Annotated in this window: 16 protein-coding genes; 6 read left to right on the top strand and 10 right to left on the bottom strand. The window is 42.4% G+C overall.

The annotated features are described in order from the left end of the window. Positions 1 to 141: 141 nt before the first annotated feature. On the top strand, positions 142 to 1026 hold the full coding sequence (gene tsf / locus FQ082_RS11350) for a translation elongation factor Ts (protein ID WP_011512758.1): 885 nt from the start codon (positions 142 to 144) through the stop codon (positions 1024 to 1026). Between the two features lie 135 nt (positions 1027 to 1161). Here the strand turns inward: tsf and FQ082_RS11355 are convergent, their stop codons facing one another. The 4 genes from FQ082_RS11355 to hflX form a co-directional block, all read right to left on the bottom strand. Further along, positions 1162 to 1983 (bottom strand): lytic transglycosylase domain-containing protein, encoded by an 822-nt coding sequence (locus tag FQ082_RS11355; protein WP_149493170.1) that lies wholly within the window; start codon positions 1981 to 1983, stop codon positions 1162 to 1164. Positions 1984 to 2575: 592 nt separating this feature from the next. Continuing rightward, positions 2576 to 3265, bottom strand: coding sequence for an LrgB family protein (locus tag FQ082_RS11360; protein WP_149493171.1), 690 nt, complete (start codon positions 3263 to 3265; stop codon positions 2576 to 2578). Positions 3266 to 3296: 31 nt separating this feature from the next. Further along, positions 3297 to 3725, bottom strand: a complete 429-nt coding sequence (locus FQ082_RS11365) for a hypothetical protein (protein ID WP_011512763.1) — start codon at positions 3723 to 3725, stop codon at positions 3297 to 3299. A 291-nt stretch (positions 3726 to 4016) separates the two neighbouring features. Continuing rightward, positions 4017 to 5486, bottom strand: a complete 1470-nt coding sequence (hflX, locus tag FQ082_RS11370) for a ribosome rescue GTPase HflX (protein WP_149493172.1) — start codon at positions 5484 to 5486, stop codon at positions 4017 to 4019. A 413-nt stretch (positions 5487 to 5899) separates the two neighbouring features. Here hflX and FQ082_RS11375 point away from each other — a divergent pair, with 413 nt between their 5' ends. Further along, entirely contained in the window at positions 5900 to 6700 is an 801-nt protein-coding gene (locus FQ082_RS11375; protein WP_020442736.1) for a lysophospholipid acyltransferase family protein, read from the top strand. 155 nt (positions 6701 to 6855) lie between these two features. On the opposite strand, the gene FQ082_RS11380 is transcribed toward FQ082_RS11375, so the two are convergent. Both FQ082_RS11380 and FQ082_RS11385 read right to left on the bottom strand, forming a co-directional pair. Beyond that, positions 6856 to 7896 (bottom strand): aldo/keto reductase, encoded by a 1041-nt coding sequence (locus FQ082_RS11380; RefSeq protein WP_149493173.1) that lies wholly within the window; start codon positions 7894 to 7896, stop codon positions 6856 to 6858. Positions 7897 to 7937: 41 nt separating this feature from the next. Beyond that, positions 7938 to 8435, bottom strand: coding sequence for a peptidylprolyl isomerase (locus FQ082_RS11385; RefSeq protein ID WP_149493174.1), 498 nt, complete (start codon positions 8433 to 8435; stop codon positions 7938 to 7940). A 145-nt stretch (positions 8436 to 8580) separates the two neighbouring features. Between FQ082_RS11385 and FQ082_RS11390 the strand changes: the two genes are divergently transcribed. Both FQ082_RS11390 and FQ082_RS11395 read left to right on the top strand, forming a co-directional pair. After that, complete coding sequence (locus FQ082_RS11390) at positions 8581 to 9255, top strand: DUF1294 domain-containing protein (RefSeq protein WP_149493175.1); 675 nt, start codon at positions 8581 to 8583, stop codon at positions 9253 to 9255. Positions 9256 to 9351: 96 nt separating this feature from the next. After that, complete coding sequence (locus FQ082_RS11395; RefSeq protein ID WP_223145360.1) at positions 9352 to 10020, top strand: helix-turn-helix transcriptional regulator; 669 nt, start codon at positions 9352 to 9354, stop codon at positions 10018 to 10020. Positions 10021 to 10177: 157 nt separating this feature from the next. Here the strand turns inward: FQ082_RS11395 and lspA are convergent, their stop codons facing one another. From lspA to FQ082_RS11410, 3 genes are all read right to left on the bottom strand, one after another. Continuing rightward, on the bottom strand, positions 10178 to 10816 hold the full coding sequence (gene lspA, locus FQ082_RS11400; RefSeq protein ID WP_020442740.1) for a signal peptidase II: 639 nt from the start codon (positions 10814 to 10816) through the stop codon (positions 10178 to 10180). Beyond that, positions 10809 to 13652, bottom strand: coding sequence for an isoleucine--tRNA ligase (ileS, locus tag FQ082_RS11405; RefSeq protein WP_149493176.1), 2844 nt, complete (start codon positions 13650 to 13652; stop codon positions 10809 to 10811). The genes lspA and ileS overlap by 8 nt, the downstream gene beginning before the upstream one ends. Positions 13653 to 14308: 656 nt before the next feature. Further along, positions 14309 to 15025, bottom strand: coding sequence for a GntR family transcriptional regulator (locus FQ082_RS11410; RefSeq protein ID WP_149493177.1), 717 nt, complete (start codon positions 15023 to 15025; stop codon positions 14309 to 14311). Between the two features lie 153 nt (positions 15026 to 15178). Between FQ082_RS11410 and FQ082_RS11415 the strand changes: the two genes are divergently transcribed. Beyond that, entirely contained in the window at positions 15179 to 15877 is a 699-nt protein-coding gene (locus FQ082_RS11415; protein ID WP_149493178.1) for an aspartate/glutamate racemase family protein, read from the top strand. Positions 15878 to 15941: 64 nt separating this feature from the next. After that, positions 15942 to 17300, top strand: a complete 1359-nt coding sequence (locus FQ082_RS11420) for an NCS1 family transporter (RefSeq protein WP_149493179.1) — start codon at positions 15942 to 15944, stop codon at positions 17298 to 17300. 96 nt (positions 17301 to 17396) lie between these two features. Here FQ082_RS11420 and FQ082_RS11425 read toward each other — a convergent pair whose 3' ends face one another. Next, positions 17397 to 17948: a protein disulfide oxidoreductase gene (locus FQ082_RS11425; RefSeq protein ID WP_149493180.1), complete on the bottom strand. Its 552-nt coding sequence runs from the start codon at positions 17946 to 17948 to the stop codon at positions 17397 to 17399. Between the last annotated feature and the right edge of the window lie 26 nt (positions 17949 to 17974).

Consider the following 17974-nt stretch of genomic DNA (forward strand, 5'->3'; position numbering starts at 1 on the left):
AGTATTACTCGTCATGCCTTATTGTTAAAGCGGATTTGTTAAAGTGGCGTTGTTAAGCCGCTATACAGAATTTAAGTGCGTTTAGATATTGTGCACTCCCATATATAATAATGCTCACCTACATAATAAAAGGTAACTCTTATGTCAGAAGTAAAAGTATCTGCCAAAATGGTAAAAGAATTGCGTGACCGTACTGGTCTTGGCATGATGGAATGTAAAAAAGCGTTAGAAGAATCAAACGGTGATGTCGAAACTGCCATTGATAACCTACGTAAATCTGGTCAAGCGAAAGCGGCTAAAAAAGCGGGTAACATCGCAGCTGACGGCGCTATCATCATCGCTCAAGGCGACAGCAAAGCATTCTTGTTAGAAGTTAACTGCCAAACTGACTTCGTTGCAAAAGATGAAAACTTCGCAGCCTTTGCAGAAACAGTCGCGAACCTTGCATTAGAAAACAATGTGACTGACGTCGCTGCTATCGCTGAATTGCCATATGGCAATGGTCAAACAGTTGAAGAAGCACGTGTATCTCTAGTACAAAAAATCGGTGAGAATATCCAAATCCGCCGTGTTGAAGTACTTGAAGGCGCTAACATTGCTGCATACCGCCATGGTCTACGTATCGGCGTAGTGGTATCTTATGAAGGCGGCAGTGCAGAAACTGGTAAAAATCTTGCTATGCACATCGCTGCGTTCAACCCAGTTGCTGTTGCTGATGAAGACGTCGCTGCTGATCTATTAGCGCGGGAAAAAGACATCATTGAAGCAAAAGCACGTGAGTCTGGCAAGCCTGACAACATCGTTGAAAAAATGATCGAAGGTGGTCTACGTAAGTATCTAGAAGAAGTTACTTTATTACGTCAGCCATACGTTATGGACAATGAGAAAAAAGTTGGTGACGTACTAAAAGCTGAAGGCGTAAAAGTACTTGGTTTCAAACGTCTAGAAGTCGGTGAAGGCATTGAGAAGAAGCAAGAAGACTTCGCTGCTGAAGTTGCTGCTACTCAAGCACTAGCTAACAAGTAAGTTTTAAAATGCAGTAAGTACTGAGTTTGTTTTTGCTCAGTACTTATAGATTGTTTGACATAAGAAGCAATCAAACATAAAAAAGCCCGTTATTTATTTAACGGGTTTTTTTATGTCTGTGATTTTTATTTTGGATTAACGCAATGCCAAATAAGCAGAGTTGGCATAGCTTGCGCTATTACTGTTGCTACTCGTGCCATAACTAACGTTTTGCATGCCACCGCCATTACTGGTATTGGCAGTATTGCTATTATTAGCATTCATCGTATTACCAGATAGCCCTGAATCATTTTTATACAGGCTATGATATCGGCTCATCACACTTTTGACATAGTTACGCGTTTCTTTAAACGGTGGAATGCCATTATATTTATCGACGTTACCTTCACCTGCATTATAACCCGCGACCGCAAACTCGACGTTGTTGTTAAAGCGGCGCATCAGCCAAGCGATATATTTGGCAGAACCTTCAATATTATCAGCAGGATTCCAAGGATTGCTCACTTTAAATCGACGTGCTGTAGCTGGCATTAGCTGCATTAAACCCTGCGCACCGACTGGTGAGCGAGCATTGGGATTAAAGGCTGACTCAGTATGCATCATGGCTTTCATAAGTCCTGGATCGACACCGTGGCGCTGCGCTGAAGCCAAAATATAGCTATCATAAGAGTTACGACTACCGCTGCTGCTTGCAGAGCTGCTCCCATAGTCATTGCTATTACTGCTGCTACCACCATCATACAGACTAGAATCTTTATAATAAGTGACTTTTACTTTTTTAGTAAATTTATCAAAATTACCACTGGGATTGACGTTGGTGAGAAGTACTTGTCCGCCTTTGTCTTTATAGATATACATATTGCCTGCTTGAGCAGCGATAGGTAGGCTAGATAGTGCAACGGCGGTGAGTAAAACGGGAGACAAGCAGCGGGTTATGAAAGGTGCAACATTTATCATAGGGTTATCACTTTTTATCGAGTAGTAGCAAATTGCCTTGCTTATGGACGCATTGGTTTGCGCAATAAAGCGGTTATCCTGTCTGCAATATTTCATAGTCACTAAGCTTAAGTACTACAACGCAGAACCACGGTTAACAAAACCAATTGCAATAGATACAAAAAATAATAGTTGCTTACTATAACATATAATAACTTTTTACTACATCTGATTGCCCTGAGAAGCTGGCCAAATAAACATTTAAATTGTAAAAATTTTTAATAAAATCAATATGGTATTGCAATGTACCTTATTAAGTGCGAGGTCAGAAGTAGCCACAGACCATTTACAGTAAAGGCAAAATAGAGGAGGGCTATTATCACTAATATTTGCCAAAAAGCATTGAAATACACGATGCATCTAAATATTCGCAGCTGTACTATAGTGAATTCAGTATTAAAGCGATACAGTAGGACTGGGATGAATTTTACGCAGCCTCTGTCGGCGTAGGCACAGCACGCCAGAAAAATTTATACCAGTACTGCGTTGGGATACAAGGTATCTGTTTTATTTGGAATTAACTATAGAATAGCAGCACTGTATTAAAGGACTATTAAGCAGACAGTGCCGTGACAAATATAGGTACCCAAACAGCAGTGACCAAACCATTCACTGCCAAGCCAAACGCAGCATATCTGCCCGCTGTATGACTGATTTGCCATGCTTCTACGGTGCCAAACGCATGAGCAACTAAGCCAAGCGCTAAGCCTTTGGCACGGTCATCTTCAATGCCAATAAATAAGAAACGCGCTAATGTCCCGCCAATGAGACCTGAAACGATAATAATCAGGTTTGCCATCGCCAGAGGTGCTTTGATTAAATCTGCGATGCTAAGACCAATCGGCGTGGTCACTGAACGACTGGCAAATGCTAATATCGTATCGTGACTGAGAGAAAATAGATAGGCTAATGACATCGGTAATAATGCGCCAATCAAACTCGCCATCGCCACAATCAAGACAAGTTTCTTGATGGGTAAACCTTTGAAATTCATGGCAGCCAAAGGTATTGCCAATAAGACAGTGACATAACCTAATAGATGGTCAAAAACGGGTTTGGCAACGGCGTAATAATTATTGTAATCCCATTGGAAAATGAATAGAAATATAACGACCAATACTAGTGCGGTAATGACCATCGGTAACCATGAAAGTTTGCGTGCCAATATGCGCGCAATTACATGGGCTGCTAAAGTCAGTAATATCGCCGCAAAGGTTGCCACAAACACATTATCAAAACTCATAAGATTCCTTTATTCATACTACTCAAGGCTGTCATTTTTGCTCATTAATAGTAGTGTTGCCGTTCATATCATTATTACGGTTCAGCCAACGATTGGATAACACGGCAAATCCCCAAATGGGTATCAGCGTACTAATCAGTATGGTAAGCATAAAGCCCCATAGCTCATCTCCTAAAGCAAATAACAGCAAGCCTGCACCGGCTGAAACTGGCAAAAAAGCAAAGCCACTATCGACAAGTAAAGTATTACTCGCTTGGGTAAGCCAGCCTGGAATACCTTTGATAAATCGCCAAATCATCAGAATAAAAAACATGGTCAGTAAGCCGACGATATTGGCCGCTTTTTCAATACCCGCTAACTGACAGACAAATACTGCCGACTCACGCACAGTAACGACAATGGTGAGCGTCAGGAGTAATGCCATCCATAAGGGCATTTTTGAAGAATGGGTAGACTTCATAAGCAAGTGGACCACGTCAGGGATAGATAAAAGAGTAAAAAGATGAGTGAGAGGAGAATCACGAGTGCAGTATATAAAAGATTATATATAGAGTATCGCAACTAATAAAGCGTATCGGTCAATAGTGACCATATAGTCTGTAAGTAGTAAAATCGATACATCAATATATCGATATATAGCTATTATTAATACGAGTTTCTCCTGTGCGTTATGTTGATTCAGCATTAAAAAGGACACTATTAATAAATAGCGTCCTTTTTAATTTTGTTCAAAGTATTTTAAGTAAATGACTTATTTTTGCAAATCAGATGTTTGAGTATTTTCTATCAGCAAGTCTTCCGCTACTCTCTCAGCTTCAGCATTTAACGCCTCAAATTCAGAAAACGCTTTTTCTTCAGCATCCGTCATCGTTTGTTCTTCCACATCATCAGGCTGCTCAAACTCTTCAAGTATCGGCATCAGCAATGTTGCTTGCGCTAATGGCAATACATCTAAAGGCTCTAAGTTGGCTTGACCAAGTAACTGTCTCAGTCTATCGCTTGGCAAACGAATCGTTAAGCACTCATGACCACTGTCATCATAGCTTTCTTCTTGAATAACGCCGAGCTCATACAAAGCATTTTTTAACTGCCCTGCACTATAAGGTAGCGTCAAATCAAAGGTGGTCAGTGTGCCCGTGAGTAACTGCTGCACGGCTAATGACAACTCTTCCATGCCTAAGTTTTCTCTTGAAGAGACATAGACGCGGTTGGGTTGACCTTCGCTAGCATAACCGATACGTGCAGGCTCATCGGTCAAATCAATCTTGTTGTAGACATTAAGCACAGGCACATCATTATCAATTTCAGCCAGTACGTCTTTCACCGCCTGAATTTGCTCATGCATATCTTCGCTCGAAGAATCGATGACATGGAGCAATAGGTCTGCTTCAAGTGTCTCTTCTAAGGTCGCATGGAAAGATTCAACCAATTCATGTGGAAGATGACGGACAAAACCGACCGTATCGACCAGTACCACACGTCCTACACCTTGCCAGTCTAAACGGCGTAGCGTTGGGTCAAGTGTCGCAAACAGTTTGTCGGCCGCATAAATGTTTTCATCGACCAAGCGATTAAACAAAGTAGACTTACCAGCATTGGTATAACCCACAAGCGAAATAGTCGGTACATCTGATTTTTGACGGCGAGCTCGACCTTGCGCACGCGTCTGTCTGACTTTTTCGATTCTACTTTTGAGCTGCATGACTCGCACTTGTAGCAAGCGACGATCCGTCTCAAGCTGGGTTTCACCGGGTCCACGTAGACCAATACCCCCTTTTTGACGTTCCAAATGCGTCCAACCACGCACCAAACGTGTCGACAAATGGTTAAGCTGTGCCAGCTCTACTTGTAGCTTACCTTCGTAAGTACGTGCACGCTGCGCGAAAATGTCCAAAATCAGACCCGTGCGATCAAGTACGCGGCATTGTACCAAGGCTTCAATGTTACGCTCTTGTGAAGGCGATAAGCTGTGGTTAAAAAGAACGATGTCCGCATCATGCTCGCGCACCAGTTCTGCTATCTCTTCTGCTTTGCCGCTACCAACAAAATATCTGGCGTCAGGGCGTGCACGTGAGCCTGTGACCAGTGCCAAGCGGTCTGCGCCTGCTGAGTCTGCTAATAATTCAAATTCCCCTAAATCATCAGGATCTTGAATTTGGCGGATGTCTAAATGTACGATGATGGCGCGCTCGCCACCGGTATGTCTTTCAAAATATTCCAAAGAGTATCACCTATCCATAAAGTAAATAAATCGCAACGCTGCCTATTCTAAATATCACTTCTAAATATTTGGGTTTTATTCAACATATTGAGTAAATTACCAAGCTTATCTAAATAGAATAACCATCATAGTTACGTTCAGATAACCATTTATATGTGGTCTTATCAGTTGATATTAAAGCGTATTCACACAATTAGCGATGATTTTATGTTACAGCGTTCATTAAGTAGGATTTTATCTTGGCAGCGTAATATTCTTTCTAAAATGAATCAGTTAGAGACATTAGCAGCAAATTACTCACAAAACCTATTCATAAATCAGTGAACAAGTAGTCACTGACTGCATAAACTTTGTTATACTCATTGCGTTTGTTTACCATATATAATCATAAGTTTTAATTACGAGGGACACAGATGAGCCAACCCAAGACAGGCTTTTCAATCAAACAGCAATTGGGGCGCGGCAAACAGATTGCTGGTATGACCACCACAATTGCTGGTGGGCTACGCGCTGCCCAACGTATCGGGGCATTCAAACAGCCACCACGCGAAACACTGCCGCGCTACATTCAAGCTTTTTGTCGCAAAATGGCAGGCTCTTTTGGCGTCAAGGTTATCGCCGTTGAGCGCGTAGAGCAACATCACGGGCTATGGGTTTCTAACCATGTATCGTGGATGGATATCCCTGTGGTCGGTACAGTGAGCCCTGCTTTTTTCTTATCCAAAGCCGAAATAGGTGAGTGGCCTATCTTTGGTAAGCTGGCACACGCAGCAGGCACAGTATTTATCGAGCGTGGTTCCGGTGATGTGGGTTCAGTTGCGTCGCAGATTGCTAACTTTTTAACCAAAGGCTTCTCGGTTATCTTTTTCCCTGAAGCGACCACCACAGATGGCAAAAAAATCAAACGTATTCATGGCACATTGCTACAAGCGGCGATAGATGCTGATGTACCTGTGCGCCCGCTAGTGATTGCGTATGTCAATAAAGACGGTACCTTAAGTGAAGAACTGCCTTATTACGGCAAGCTGACGATGAAAGACAGTTTGAAAAAGGTTTTAGATAGTAAAGATGTCACCGCTTACGTCTTACCACTAGAAGCGATCGATCCTAAAGGTTTGAGTAAAAGTCAGCTGACAGATTTATTACAATTACGTATGCAAGAAGGCCTAGCTGAGTTACATTCGCGTGTATTGACAAAAATAGCGAAAGTTTAATTCTATACGCTTTAAATTGGTTAGTTAAACGTGTACAAAAAAGGCGCAAATATTAGTAGTTAATACTAACGACTTGCGCCTTTTTCTTTGCTATGCAAATACCTGAACTTCAGATTGTTGAAAGCTGAACAATATCAATCTATGACCGCGCAAAATTATGGTGACGGATTAGGATGTTGAGTATGTACCGCTTCGATAGTGTCTAGTACATCTGAGTCTAAGGTTAAGTTAATGCTATCAATATTAGATTTCAGCTGTTTGATAGTGGTAGCACCAATGATGTTGCTGGTTACAAACGAGCGTGAGTTAACAAAGGCTAATGCCATCTGCGCCATATCTAAACCAGCATCATCTGCGATTTTGGCATATTGAGCGGTGGCTGATAGCGCTTCTTCGTTGGTATAACGGGCAAAGCGATCATACATGGTCAGGCGCGCGCCAGTAGGACGTTTACCATCAAGGTACTTACCAGATAGCACACCAAAACCAAGCGGTGAATAAGCAAGTAAACCCACATTTTCACGATGCGCAATCTCTGCCATCGCCACTTCATATAAGCGGTTAAGTAAACTATAAGGGTTTTGCACCGTAATAGGTGCGATCAAACCATTTTTATCTGCTTCCCATAAGTAGCGCATCAATCCCCAAGCAGTATCGTTTGATAATCCATAAGCACGGATACGACCTTTTTTAATCTCATCGTTTAGCGCTTGGATGGTTTCTAAAAAAGGCGTCAAATCATCGAGCGGCTGTGCTGCCATTGCTTCGGTATAACCGAGCTGACTGAAATAGTTCGTTTGACGTTCAGGCCAGTGTAGTTGGTAGATATCAATATAATCGGTCTGCAAACGCTCAAGATTGCCATCAATAGCACTGCTGATATGCGCGGCATTAAAACGCGTTCGCCCATCACGTAAAAAATCCATTGGCGATATTTTACTGGCAAGAACGACTTTATCGCGTTGTTTGGTCTTTTGGAACCATGTGCCCATAAAGCGCTCAGTATCGCCTTGCTTGTCTTTGTCTGGCGGTGAGGGATACATCTCAGCAGTATCCCAAAAATTTACGCCTTCGCTGAGTGCTAAGTCCATCTGCTCATGTGCATCGCTTTCGCTATTTTGCTGTCCCCACGTCATCGTTCCCAAGCAGATTTTGGAGACTTTTTCATTGAGCTGTGGCAGTGTTTGATATTGCATATTTTCTTCCTTTTTTATTTTATTCTAAAGCAATTTTTATATTACATGAGCTTGATGCCTGTGACACCCGGCGGCGTCACTTGAAAGATTTTAATTTTAAACAGCACAGATTGTCCAGCAAGCGGATGGTTAAAGTCTACTTCTACTTCGTCATCAGTGATGGCGCTAATCGTACCGGGTAGAGTGTTTTTGCCTTTATCCTCAAATTCAACCAGCATACCAATCTCAGGATTGTCAGCGATAAGCGCAAATTGAGTAGGGCTAAAGCGTTGGATATTGTCAGGATTCCATTCACCAAATGCTTGCTCTGGCTCAAGATGAGCGGAACGCGTATCGCCTGCACGCAGATTCATCAGCACTTGCTCAAAGCCAGGTAACAAGCTCTCATCACCTATAGTTAAAGTAACGGGTGTATCACGGCTAAAGGTTGAATCAATTACGGTGCCATTCTCGAGCGATACTTCAAAATGCAGCTTAACTAGGCTGCCAAAAGTGATACGTACATCTTCATTTGGTGTGATAAATTGCGAGTCGGTCATGGAAAATTTACCTATTACTGGAGTAGGAAGTTAGGTGGACATCAATATAAGGAATGATAAGTCATCTAGAAAAGGTTGTAAGCGCCAATAGTGTAACGTAAATAGTGTAATATATTTGGCGAATCTAAAAGTGAGCGCAACATTTATGGCAAAACTGATGCCAAACAAACAACAAGGTCGAGTCACAAAATGGCAAGACGATAAAGGCTTTGGCTTTATTGAAACCGAAGCGGGCGAGTCGGTATTTTTTCATGTCAGCGCGTTTAAAGCGCAGCGTCGTCCTGCTATCGGTGAAGAGGTTGTTTTTACCGTTAGATATGATAATCAAAGACGCTTGCAAGCAAAAGAGGTGCAAGAGCTGAGCTTTGTACAACAAAAAATGGCGCAAAAAAATAAGCAAATTCGCCAGCGTAAACACAAACGTAACGCCCAAGCAGAGTTTGAAGCAGGACAAAAGAAACGCTTGTTTCTTGGTGTTGGATTTTATGGTGTACTGATATTACTGGCAGTCATGAATAAGCTTAGCTGGCTAGTTGTTGGGTGGTATGCTGTATTGGGTATGATAACCTATACCATGTATGCTAAAGACAAAGCGGCGGCTCAAAATAACGACTGGCGAACACCTGAAATGACATTACATATTTTAAGTGCGCTTGGTGGCTGGGTCGGGGCAATGGTCGCACAAACCTACTTGCGTCATAAGTCACAAAAGCCTGAATTTCGTATTGCGTATTATTTGACTGTCATCATTAACATGGCAGGGTTACTATTTATATTGGCGGATGGCGGTTTGGATTTTTTACAGAAGAATTTTATTTAATGGAGTGACTTTAGTTCTATCAAATCATCCATTAAAATTTATTTTTTGAGACAGATTTGTTTATAGCTGTTTTGAATGAAAGCATCGGAGAGATAAGTGACTGAAAAATTTACCAGTATAGAGATGGTTAGACGTGAAAACGTCAGAACATTGATGCAAAATTATAAAATAACAAGAATGATGTTATCTCAAGGTACAAACATTAACTATGCGTTATTAGGTCACTATATCGGCAAGAATCCTATTAAAGCCATTGGCGATGAGACAGCAAATAAAATTGAAGTATTTTTTAATAAACCTATCAACTGGTTGGATCATGAACATGATGTCGCTAAAAAGGCAAATAATGGTCTAGGTTTTGGTGAAGAGACATCCGACAATTTAATAAAAGTACCGATATATAAAACCTATTTCTGTCATGAAGAAATCGAAGAAGAGTGTTACTTTCATCCTCAGTTTTTTGAGGAGAAAGGTATAGACCCCCAGTCTTTTAGATTAATTTATGCGACAGATAGTAGTATGCAACCTTATATCAATATTAAAGATAAAGTGGGGATAGCGATAAATGACAACTGCATAAAAGATGGAAGTATATATGCTATGATTTTAAATGGTAAACATATGATGTTTAAGCAGGTATTTATAGAAGCGAGCAATATACTTCGATTGCATAGCTTACATTCAGATTATCCGGATAAGCTGGTGAACGTAGAGGATACAGATAGCCTTGTGATAGTGGGTAGGCTAATATATAGGGCTGGATAGGCTATAGTAAAATAATGATACAGGTTTTAAATGCTCAATAAAGGCAGTAGTTTGTGCGACTCTATTGCGTTTTTAAACAATAAAAAGCCCTGCTATAATCGATATAGTAGGGCTTTTTATTGTTAATAGATTGTACTTTTAATATTATAAAGACGCGTTAAACTTCACGCTTCTTTTCCAAAAAAAGCATATCGATGACAATCAATAATACACCGATAGAAATGCCAATATCAGCAATATTAAAAATGGGATAATGCCAAACATCAGCATAATGTACATGTATAAAATCGATGACGTGACCATGTAATAAGCGATCGATCAAATTGCCCACGGCACCGCCTAACACTAAGGCTAACCCAAGTGATAACAGCTTGGCTTGACGGGGCGCTTTAGCTAGATAGCCTATCAAGAATAGCGACATCAATAGCGCCAGCCCTGCAAAAAACCACTTTTGCCAACCGCCTGCATCTGCCAAAAAGCTAAAAGCAGCGCCGTAGTTGTAAGCGAGCGTCCAGTTTAGAAACGGCTCAATCACAGGCACAGGTTCAAGAAAGGTTAGATTGGTCTCAGCTAACCATTTTGTCCATTGATCAAGGATAATCACGACCAGTGACAACAGATACCAGTTAAGCGCAAGGCGACCATTAGCGATCATTTTTGGCGTCTTATTCAGTCGACTCTTCGGCGTCGATGAGCTACCCGTAGTGGCATGAGCCGGTTTAGGTGAACTGTCGACGTCGATAGGCACCTGTTTATCGTCAGGCGAATTTGTTGGATTAGGCGTTGAGTTAGGCATAGTGGCGCACCTCTCCATCACCGCTGACGTTGGTTGCACAGCGCGCACATAATTCTGGATGTGCGCTATCTGTGCCAATGTCATCACGGATATGCCAACAGCGCACGCACTTGGTGCCCACTGCAGCATTCACTTCGACGACTAAATCTGCCGTTGCACTATTACTATCCGCTTGCTCATCTGTGCTTGCTACATTAGCAGGGGCAGTGTTCATAGGCTTTAAAGTTGCGCTACTGGTAATAAGGACAAAACGCAGCTCTTTGCCAAGCTTAGCTAGGCTTTCATGCATAGCGCCATCAGCATATAGACTGACGTCAGCAGATAAGTTGGCATTGATGATTTTCTCGCCACGTGCAGTTTCGATATGTTTATTGACCATATCTTTTGCAAGCATAATACGCTGCCAGTCATCATTGCTAATAGCGCTCAGCTCAAACTCTGGGAAAGTGTACCATTCTTCAGTGAATACATAGCTATCAGTGCCATGCAATACTTCCCATGCTTCTTGCGCCGTAAAGGATAAAATCGGTGTAATCCAGCGAATCAATGCTTCAGCAATATGGTAAATCGCTGTTTGTGCAGAGCGGCGCGGTTGACCATCAGTTTGTGTGGTGTATTGACGGTCTTTGATAATATCCAAATAGAAGCTGCCCAAGTCTTGCGAGCAGAATGCGGTGATATGCTGCGTGACTTGGTGAAAGTCCATCGCATCATAAGCACTAATGATTTGTGCTTGTACCGTTTGCGCGCGCTCAATGATAAATTTATCGAGGCTAACCAGCTCATTAATATCAACGCTATTGGTAGCAAGATCAAAATCATCAGTATTGGCAAGCAAGAAGCGTAGGGTATTACGAATACGGCGATACATATCGATTGCACCCTTAAAGACGGTTTTACCAGCGCTCATTTCATAACGGTAGTCGCTTGATGCAATCCACAAACGCAACATATCCGCGCCCGTTTTATTGATCTCTTCTTGCGGGGTTATGATATTACCCAGTGATTTACTCATCTTGCGACCATTTTCATCAACCACAAAGCCATGAGTCAGGACTTGCTTAAACGGTGGACGCTCGTACATGGCTTCCGAGGTCAGCAACGACGTCTGGAACCAACCACGATGTTGGTCGGAGCCTTCTAAGTACATATCAGCAGGGTTGGTCAGCTCGTCACGTTGATCAAGTACGGCAAAATGTGTCGTGCCAGAGTCAAACCAAACGTCTAAGGTATCAGTCGCTTTATTATAATCAGCAGCTTCCGCGCCTAAAAAATCCTCACAGCTGGCATCAAACCATGCTTCTACGCCACCTTCGTTGATTTTTTGTGCTGCCGTTTCCATCAGTTCAAGCGTATTTGGATGTAGTTCACCCGTTTCTATATGGGTAAAGAAAGTAATCGGTACACCCCATGTACGCTGGCGGGAGATACACCAATCTGGGCGACCTGTCATCATAGATTCAATACGGTTTTGACCCCATGCTGGTGTCCATTGAACCGCTGGTATATCAGCAAGTGCGCGCTCACGTAAGCCTTGGGTTTCCATGCTGATAAACCACTGCGGCGTGGCACGGAAAATGATTGGTGATTTATGACGCCAGCAGTGCGGATAGCTGTGCTCAATTTTGGTATGGCTAACCAGATGACCGTTTTCGTGTAGGGCAGCAATGATTTGAGGATTGGCTTTATAGATGTGCTCACCAGCAAATACTGCCGCGCTTTCTAAATAAACGCCCGTACCACTCACTGGATTTTCAACAGGCAAATTATATTTTAGACCAACGATATAATCGTCAAGACCATGACCCGGTGCAGTATGGACTAAGCCAGTACCGCTGTCAGTTGTTACATGATCGCCCAAGATAAGCGGTACTTGACGCACATCGATAAGCGGATGCTGAGCATGTAGACCTTCAAGCTCGCGACCTGATACGGTCGCTAAGACACCTTTATTCTCGAGCTTAAATTCACTTAACGCCGACTCAACCAAATCAGTCGCCAGTAGTAAGTTGCCGTTTTCCGTAGCGACCACACTATAGTCATGCTCAGGATGGACTGCAATAGCTTGGTTAGCAGGCAATGTCCAAGGCGTCGTCGTCCAGATAACGGCAGCGATATTGCCGTCTATTTCAGCCAATGCCGCAACTTTGTCACTGTCTACAATATCAAAGCTGACATAAATGGCGTCTGAGACTTTATCTTGATATTCAACTTCGGCTTCAGCCAATGCTGAACTACAATCCAAGCACCAATTGACCGGCTTCATACCGCGAGTTACGTGACCATTGTCATAAATTTTGGCAAGGGCGCGCACGATATTGGCTTCTTGGTGGAAGTTCATAGTCAGATAAGGATTGTCCCAATCACCAAACACACCCAGACGTTTAAAATCCGCCTTTTGTAATTCGATCTGTGTACTGGCATATTCACGACATAGACCACGGAATTCGGTTGCAGAAATCTTTTGACCGACTTTACCATGTTTGGCTTCGACTTTTTGCTCGATAGGCAGACCATGACAGTCCCAACCGGGCACATAAGGCGCATCAAAACCGGATAGCGTTTTTGATTTTACGATAATGTCTTTGAGTACTTTATTGACTGCATGACCCAAGTGAATCTGACCGTTGGCATATGGAGGACCATCATGCAAAATGTATTTGGTTGCCCCAGCACGTGCCGCACGAATTTTACCGTAAACATCATCTGCTTCCCAAGCTGCTAGCCAATCTGGCTCACGTTTGGCAAGGTTTGCACGCATCGCAAACGGCGTATCTGCAAGGTTTAAGGTGTCTTTATAGTCTTGGCTTGGCATATCAGTACTTTTATCAGTCATAGAAGGCGTCTTTTAGAATGGTGATGAAAATGTAAATTGAATTAAAAAGTGCGTGTAAAGCTGGCTACAAAAGTTAAAGTAATAATTTGATTGAAAGTAGATAACACTCGCTATTATATGACAAAAAGAGTGGGGTAAGAAGAGCTGCCGAGTATCGTTTCTATGTCCGTCAAAACCGTCACAACATTCATTTAACGAGCGATTGGTTATTATTTTATATCTGCTAGGATAATAAAGGCGATAATAAATTGAGCAATCAATGTCCATGCTGTCTTTATGTGCAAGACAGCATCATATCACTATCGTCAGATAATCCCTACTTTCAGTAGTTGATAGTCGTTGTTGATTTAACTGTTTTTATTCATTGATTTCAATCTGCATCACATATCATATTCGATTCAATTCGATTTCAAGAAATGAAACATACACTTACTAATATGGGTTTATTAAGGTGTGAATACCACGCAAGCTCATATGACGTATAAAGCCGTAGCAGAAGTGCTAGATTATCAGTATAGAAAAATGGATGCTTTAATTGGCTAGTTTTTATCGCAGCTGATTATTTTAAATAAAAAACCTGCCAGTCAAATGATTGGCAGGTTTTTTAATGTAAACGGCTTTAAAGGGTGCTACAAGTGCATTTCTATTACCAATACTCAAGCAGGCACGATAGTCAGCTGCTCGGCTAAGCTAAAGAAAGGTTTTGCTGCGCATTTAAAATCCAGGCTAGATTCTAAGTGATTCAAGTGTTGATTAATCAGCAATAACAGACCTTCTTCATCCCTGTTTTCAATGGCATTTACCATGCCAAGATGTTCGTCTTCAGCGCAGTTAGATGAGCCAACTTTGTTATATAGCCCAATGATTAGCGTGGTACGTAATGTAAGTTCACTCAAAAACCGCTCTAAAACTGTATTGCCTGAAATCATCGCCAACTGCATATGGAAAGTGCGAGATAGGCGTAGCTCAGCGGGCTTATCACCTTGCGCCCGCGCGTCAGCTTCGGCAGCTATCGTAGCACGCATGTCAGCAATGTCTTGCAGCCTAGCATTTTTGATTACTTTACGGGCGAGTGTACGCTCAATCGTGCGCCGTGCTTCAAACACATCACCTGCTTCTTTCGGTGACGGAGTTGAAACAAAAGCGCCGCGGTTGGGCTGTAATTGCACCACATGCATCGTTGCAAGGGTAGAGAGTGCTCGCCTCACATTGGCTCTATTGCAGTTAAACAAGTCACTCAGCATCTGCTCGCCAAGCTTTGTTCCAGCGGGCAAGCGTTGCTCTGACACCGCAGCGGTGATGGAGTTAATAATAGTTTGCTCGGGTATTTCATCGAGCACAGGAACTGTTTGTTTGGTTTTCTCTATTTTCATAGACGCAATTATAGTGTGCGACTGTTATCGCTACAACAAATATTAAAAAAATAGATTGTTTTGTTAACAATAATAGTTAACAATGATTGTTAACAAATATAACATGCTGCTGATCTGTGAATAATGACGATAACCTATGAATAGCGAGGCTCTATGAAAATTCTAGTGATGAACCCAAACTCGACCACTTCTATGACCGATAAAATCGTTGAAAGCGCGCGTCAAAAAGCCAGTGCAGGTACGACCATTATTGGCGCTTCTGGAACGGATTCGCCTGCATCTATTCAAGGACATCATGATGAAGCGCTCTCTGTCCCTGGTTTGATTAAACGCTTACAACAAGCGGAACAAGAAGGAATTGATGGTGTGGTCGTTGCCTGCTTTGATGACCCAGGTATTGGTGCTTGCCGCGAAGTGTTTTCAGGTCCGGTTATTGGAATTTGTGAAGCGGCGGTCAAAGCCGCTAGTATGATTTCAACCTCTTTTAGTGTGGTCACCACCTTGCCACGTTCCGTACCCGTGATTGAAGATTTGATTCATGGTTATGGTTTATCTCATCGCTGTAGAAAAGTACGCTCTGCTGCCATACCCGTGCTTGCTCTTGAGGAAGCTGGCTCTGGTGCCCGTGAAAAAATTCGTGATGAAATTTTACGTGCAGTGCGTGAAGACAACTGCGAAGCGGTGGTTTTGGGCTGTGCTGGGATGGCAGACCTAACAGAATGGCTGACTGCGGAAACGGGTGTGCCTGTGATTGATGGTGTGACTGTGGCTACTCGTATGATTGAGGCACTGGTTGGCTGTGGTCTAAAAACCAGTAAAATTGGCGCCTATGCAGCACCTATCCAACATTAAATAGAAATGGACGAAACAGCTATTAACCAATAAGTATTCAAAATTCTCAAGGAAGGAGAAGGTGATGGACAATATTCAAGGAGCCGTTGCTACGGCAGGCGTAAAAACAATAGAGCATAAAGGGGTTGGTGAAGAGAGCCTAGCGCCGCAAACCACACGAATTATGGGCTCTTGGTCTTATTTATTTACTTGGTTAGGTGGGTGTGTCTCTATTGGTACCTTCACCGTTGGGTCAGGTTTGGTTGGTACTCTTAACTTATTACAAGTAGTGCTAGCAATCGCCATTGGTTGTACGGTTATTGGTGCAGCGCTCATGATTAACGGTCGCGCAGGTCATAAATATGGTATCCCATTTATGGTGCAAAGTCGTTCATCTTTTGGTTTCACTGGTAGTCGCATACCAGCACTGGTGCGCTCTGTACCTGCGATTATCTGGTTTGGCTTTCAGAGCTGGATTGGTGCCGGTGCATTAAATTTGGTGTCTGATGCTTTGTTTGGCTACAGCAATATAGTCGTCTTCTTTGTTGGTTTTCAGTTTTTACAAATTGGTCTGTCCGTTTTGGGTTTTCATGGTATCAAATGGCTTGAAAACATTGGCTCAATTTTTATTATTGGTTCACTGATTTACATGTTTATTAGTGTGATTAATAAATATGGTGATGTGATCTCAACCAATCTTATCAATACAGAAGGGACTTGGGGAGCGCCATTTTGGGGTGCAACTATGCTGTTTTTAGGCGTTTACAGTACGATGATGCTTAACGTTTCCGACTATTCGCGTGAACTAAAAGAAGATGTTGGTCTTTTTCGTCAAGTAGCCATCTATGCCAACTCTATCCTACCTGCAACATTGTTTATGGGTCTGATTGGTGTAATGGTGACCAGTGCGACTGGTGAAGTTGATCCTATCAAGGTGTTTTCTAGCGCCGTTGATAATAAGCCTTTATTAATCATTACGATGCTTTTCATTGCTTTTGCGCAGGTCACTACCAATATCTTAAACAACGTCGTACCGCCTGCTTATGCATTAATGGATATCTTCAAAATTAAGTATAAAACCGCTGCAGTTATTGTTGGGTTGCTTGCCTTTGGAACATTCCCTTGGGAGTTGGTAAAAGATGAATCTGCTGCAGGATTAAACTTATTTATTCAAACTTACTCAGCATTTTTAGGTCCTATATTTGCCATCTTAGTCGTTGACTACTATTTCTTACGTAAGCAAAAGCTGGATCTTGACAAGCTATATGATGAGAACGGTCCCTATAAGGGTGTCAACATGGCAGCTGTTATCGCTATGGTAGTGGGGATTGTAGTCGCTCTACTATTCTCAAGTATCTCTTGGTATGCAAGCTTAATTCCAGCAGGCGCTATCTATTGGATCTTGATGTTAAAGATGCCGGCTGCACAGCGTTTTATGTCCTAATTTGTTCAAATTTTTAGACAAAAACCCTATAGCAGTGAGCTCTGTTATAGGGTTTTTACGTGAGGTGCTAGACTAAGACTACAGTTAATTTCAGCCCTAAAAAACTGACGACAGCCACAGTCTTAGTTTTAATGACCATAATGGTTGAATACCTGTAAGCCCTTGGCTCATCTCGCCATTTTTTAATATGACATAAGAGGGCGTGACTTGGCCTTGCCAATCATCAAAGATAGCGCCTTCTTTATCGTTTACAGTATTAAAACTATAATTGTTTTGCTTAAGGTAGCTGTGTAACTCTTGGTCAGAGCCGGACTTGATAGCGACCGTAACGACTGGATAGTTATTTTCTGCAGCCAACGCATTAATATTCGGTGAGGTCACGCTACATATCGGACACCACGTACCCCAAAAATAGACCAGCGTGGGTTTATCCGCACTCATTGCTGCCAAATCAATACTCTGCCCTTGATAATCCATCAATTGCAACTGTGGATTGGCTGGCATGACCGGCTGTCGCCACCAGTTAACAGCAGTATAAATAATGGCAAATACCAAGCCGTAGAGCAGCACAGTTTTAATAAGTGACAGTGCTTTTTGCTTGGGTGTCTTTTTAGGTTTCTCAATCGTCTTGTCGATATCAGTCGTCATAGTGGCTGCTTTTTTGCTCGGTGGCT

Source organism: Psychrobacter sp. ANT_H56B (genome assembly GCF_008369245.1).
GTDB lineage: Bacteria > Pseudomonadota > Gammaproteobacteria > Pseudomonadales > Moraxellaceae > Psychrobacter > Psychrobacter cryohalolentis.

What these genes read in the sequence shown, in the direction of transcription:
- tsf (WP_011512758.1), top strand. Translation starts at nt 142, where the DNA reads ATGTCAGAAGTAAAAGTATCTGCCAAAATGGTAAAAGAATTGCGTGAC.
- FQ082_RS11355 (WP_149493170.1), bottom strand. Translation starts at nt 1,983, where the DNA reads ATGATAAATGTTGCACCTTTCATAACCCGCTGCTTGTCTCCCGTTTTA.
- FQ082_RS11360 (WP_149493171.1), bottom strand. Translation starts at nt 3,265, where the DNA reads ATGAGTTTTGATAATGTGTTTGTGGCAACCTTTGCGGCGATATTACTG.
- FQ082_RS11365 (WP_011512763.1), bottom strand. Translation starts at nt 3,725, where the DNA reads ATGAAGTCTACCCATTCTTCAAAAATGCCCTTATGGATGGCATTACTC.
- FQ082_RS11375 (WP_020442736.1), top strand. Translation starts at nt 5,900, where the DNA reads ATGAGCCAACCCAAGACAGGCTTTTCAATCAAACAGCAATTGGGGCGC.
- FQ082_RS11380 (WP_149493173.1), bottom strand. Translation starts at nt 7,896, where the DNA reads ATGCAATATCAAACACTGCCACAGCTCAATGAAAAAGTCTCCAAAATC.
- FQ082_RS11385 (WP_149493174.1), bottom strand. Translation starts at nt 8,435, where the DNA reads ATGACCGACTCGCAATTTATCACACCAAATGAAGATGTACGTATCACT.
- FQ082_RS11390 (WP_149493175.1), top strand. Translation starts at nt 8,581, where the DNA reads ATGGCAAAACTGATGCCAAACAAACAACAAGGTCGAGTCACAAAATGG.
- lspA (WP_020442740.1), bottom strand. Translation starts at nt 10,816, where the DNA reads ATGCCTAACTCAACGCCTAATCCAACAAATTCGCCTGACGATAAACAG.
- ileS (WP_149493176.1), bottom strand. Translation starts at nt 13,652, where the DNA reads ATGACTGATAAAAGTACTGATATGCCAAGCCAAGACTATAAAGACACC.
- FQ082_RS11410 (WP_149493177.1), bottom strand. Translation starts at nt 15,025, where the DNA reads ATGAAAATAGAGAAAACCAAACAAACAGTTCCTGTGCTCGATGAAATA.
- FQ082_RS11415 (WP_149493178.1), top strand. Translation starts at nt 15,179, where the DNA reads ATGAAAATTCTAGTGATGAACCCAAACTCGACCACTTCTATGACCGAT.
- FQ082_RS11420 (WP_149493179.1), top strand. Translation starts at nt 15,942, where the DNA reads ATGGACAATATTCAAGGAGCCGTTGCTACGGCAGGCGTAAAAACAATA.
- FQ082_RS11425 (WP_149493180.1), bottom strand. Translation starts at nt 17,948, where the DNA reads ATGACGACTGATATCGACAAGACGATTGAGAAACCTAAAAAGACACCC.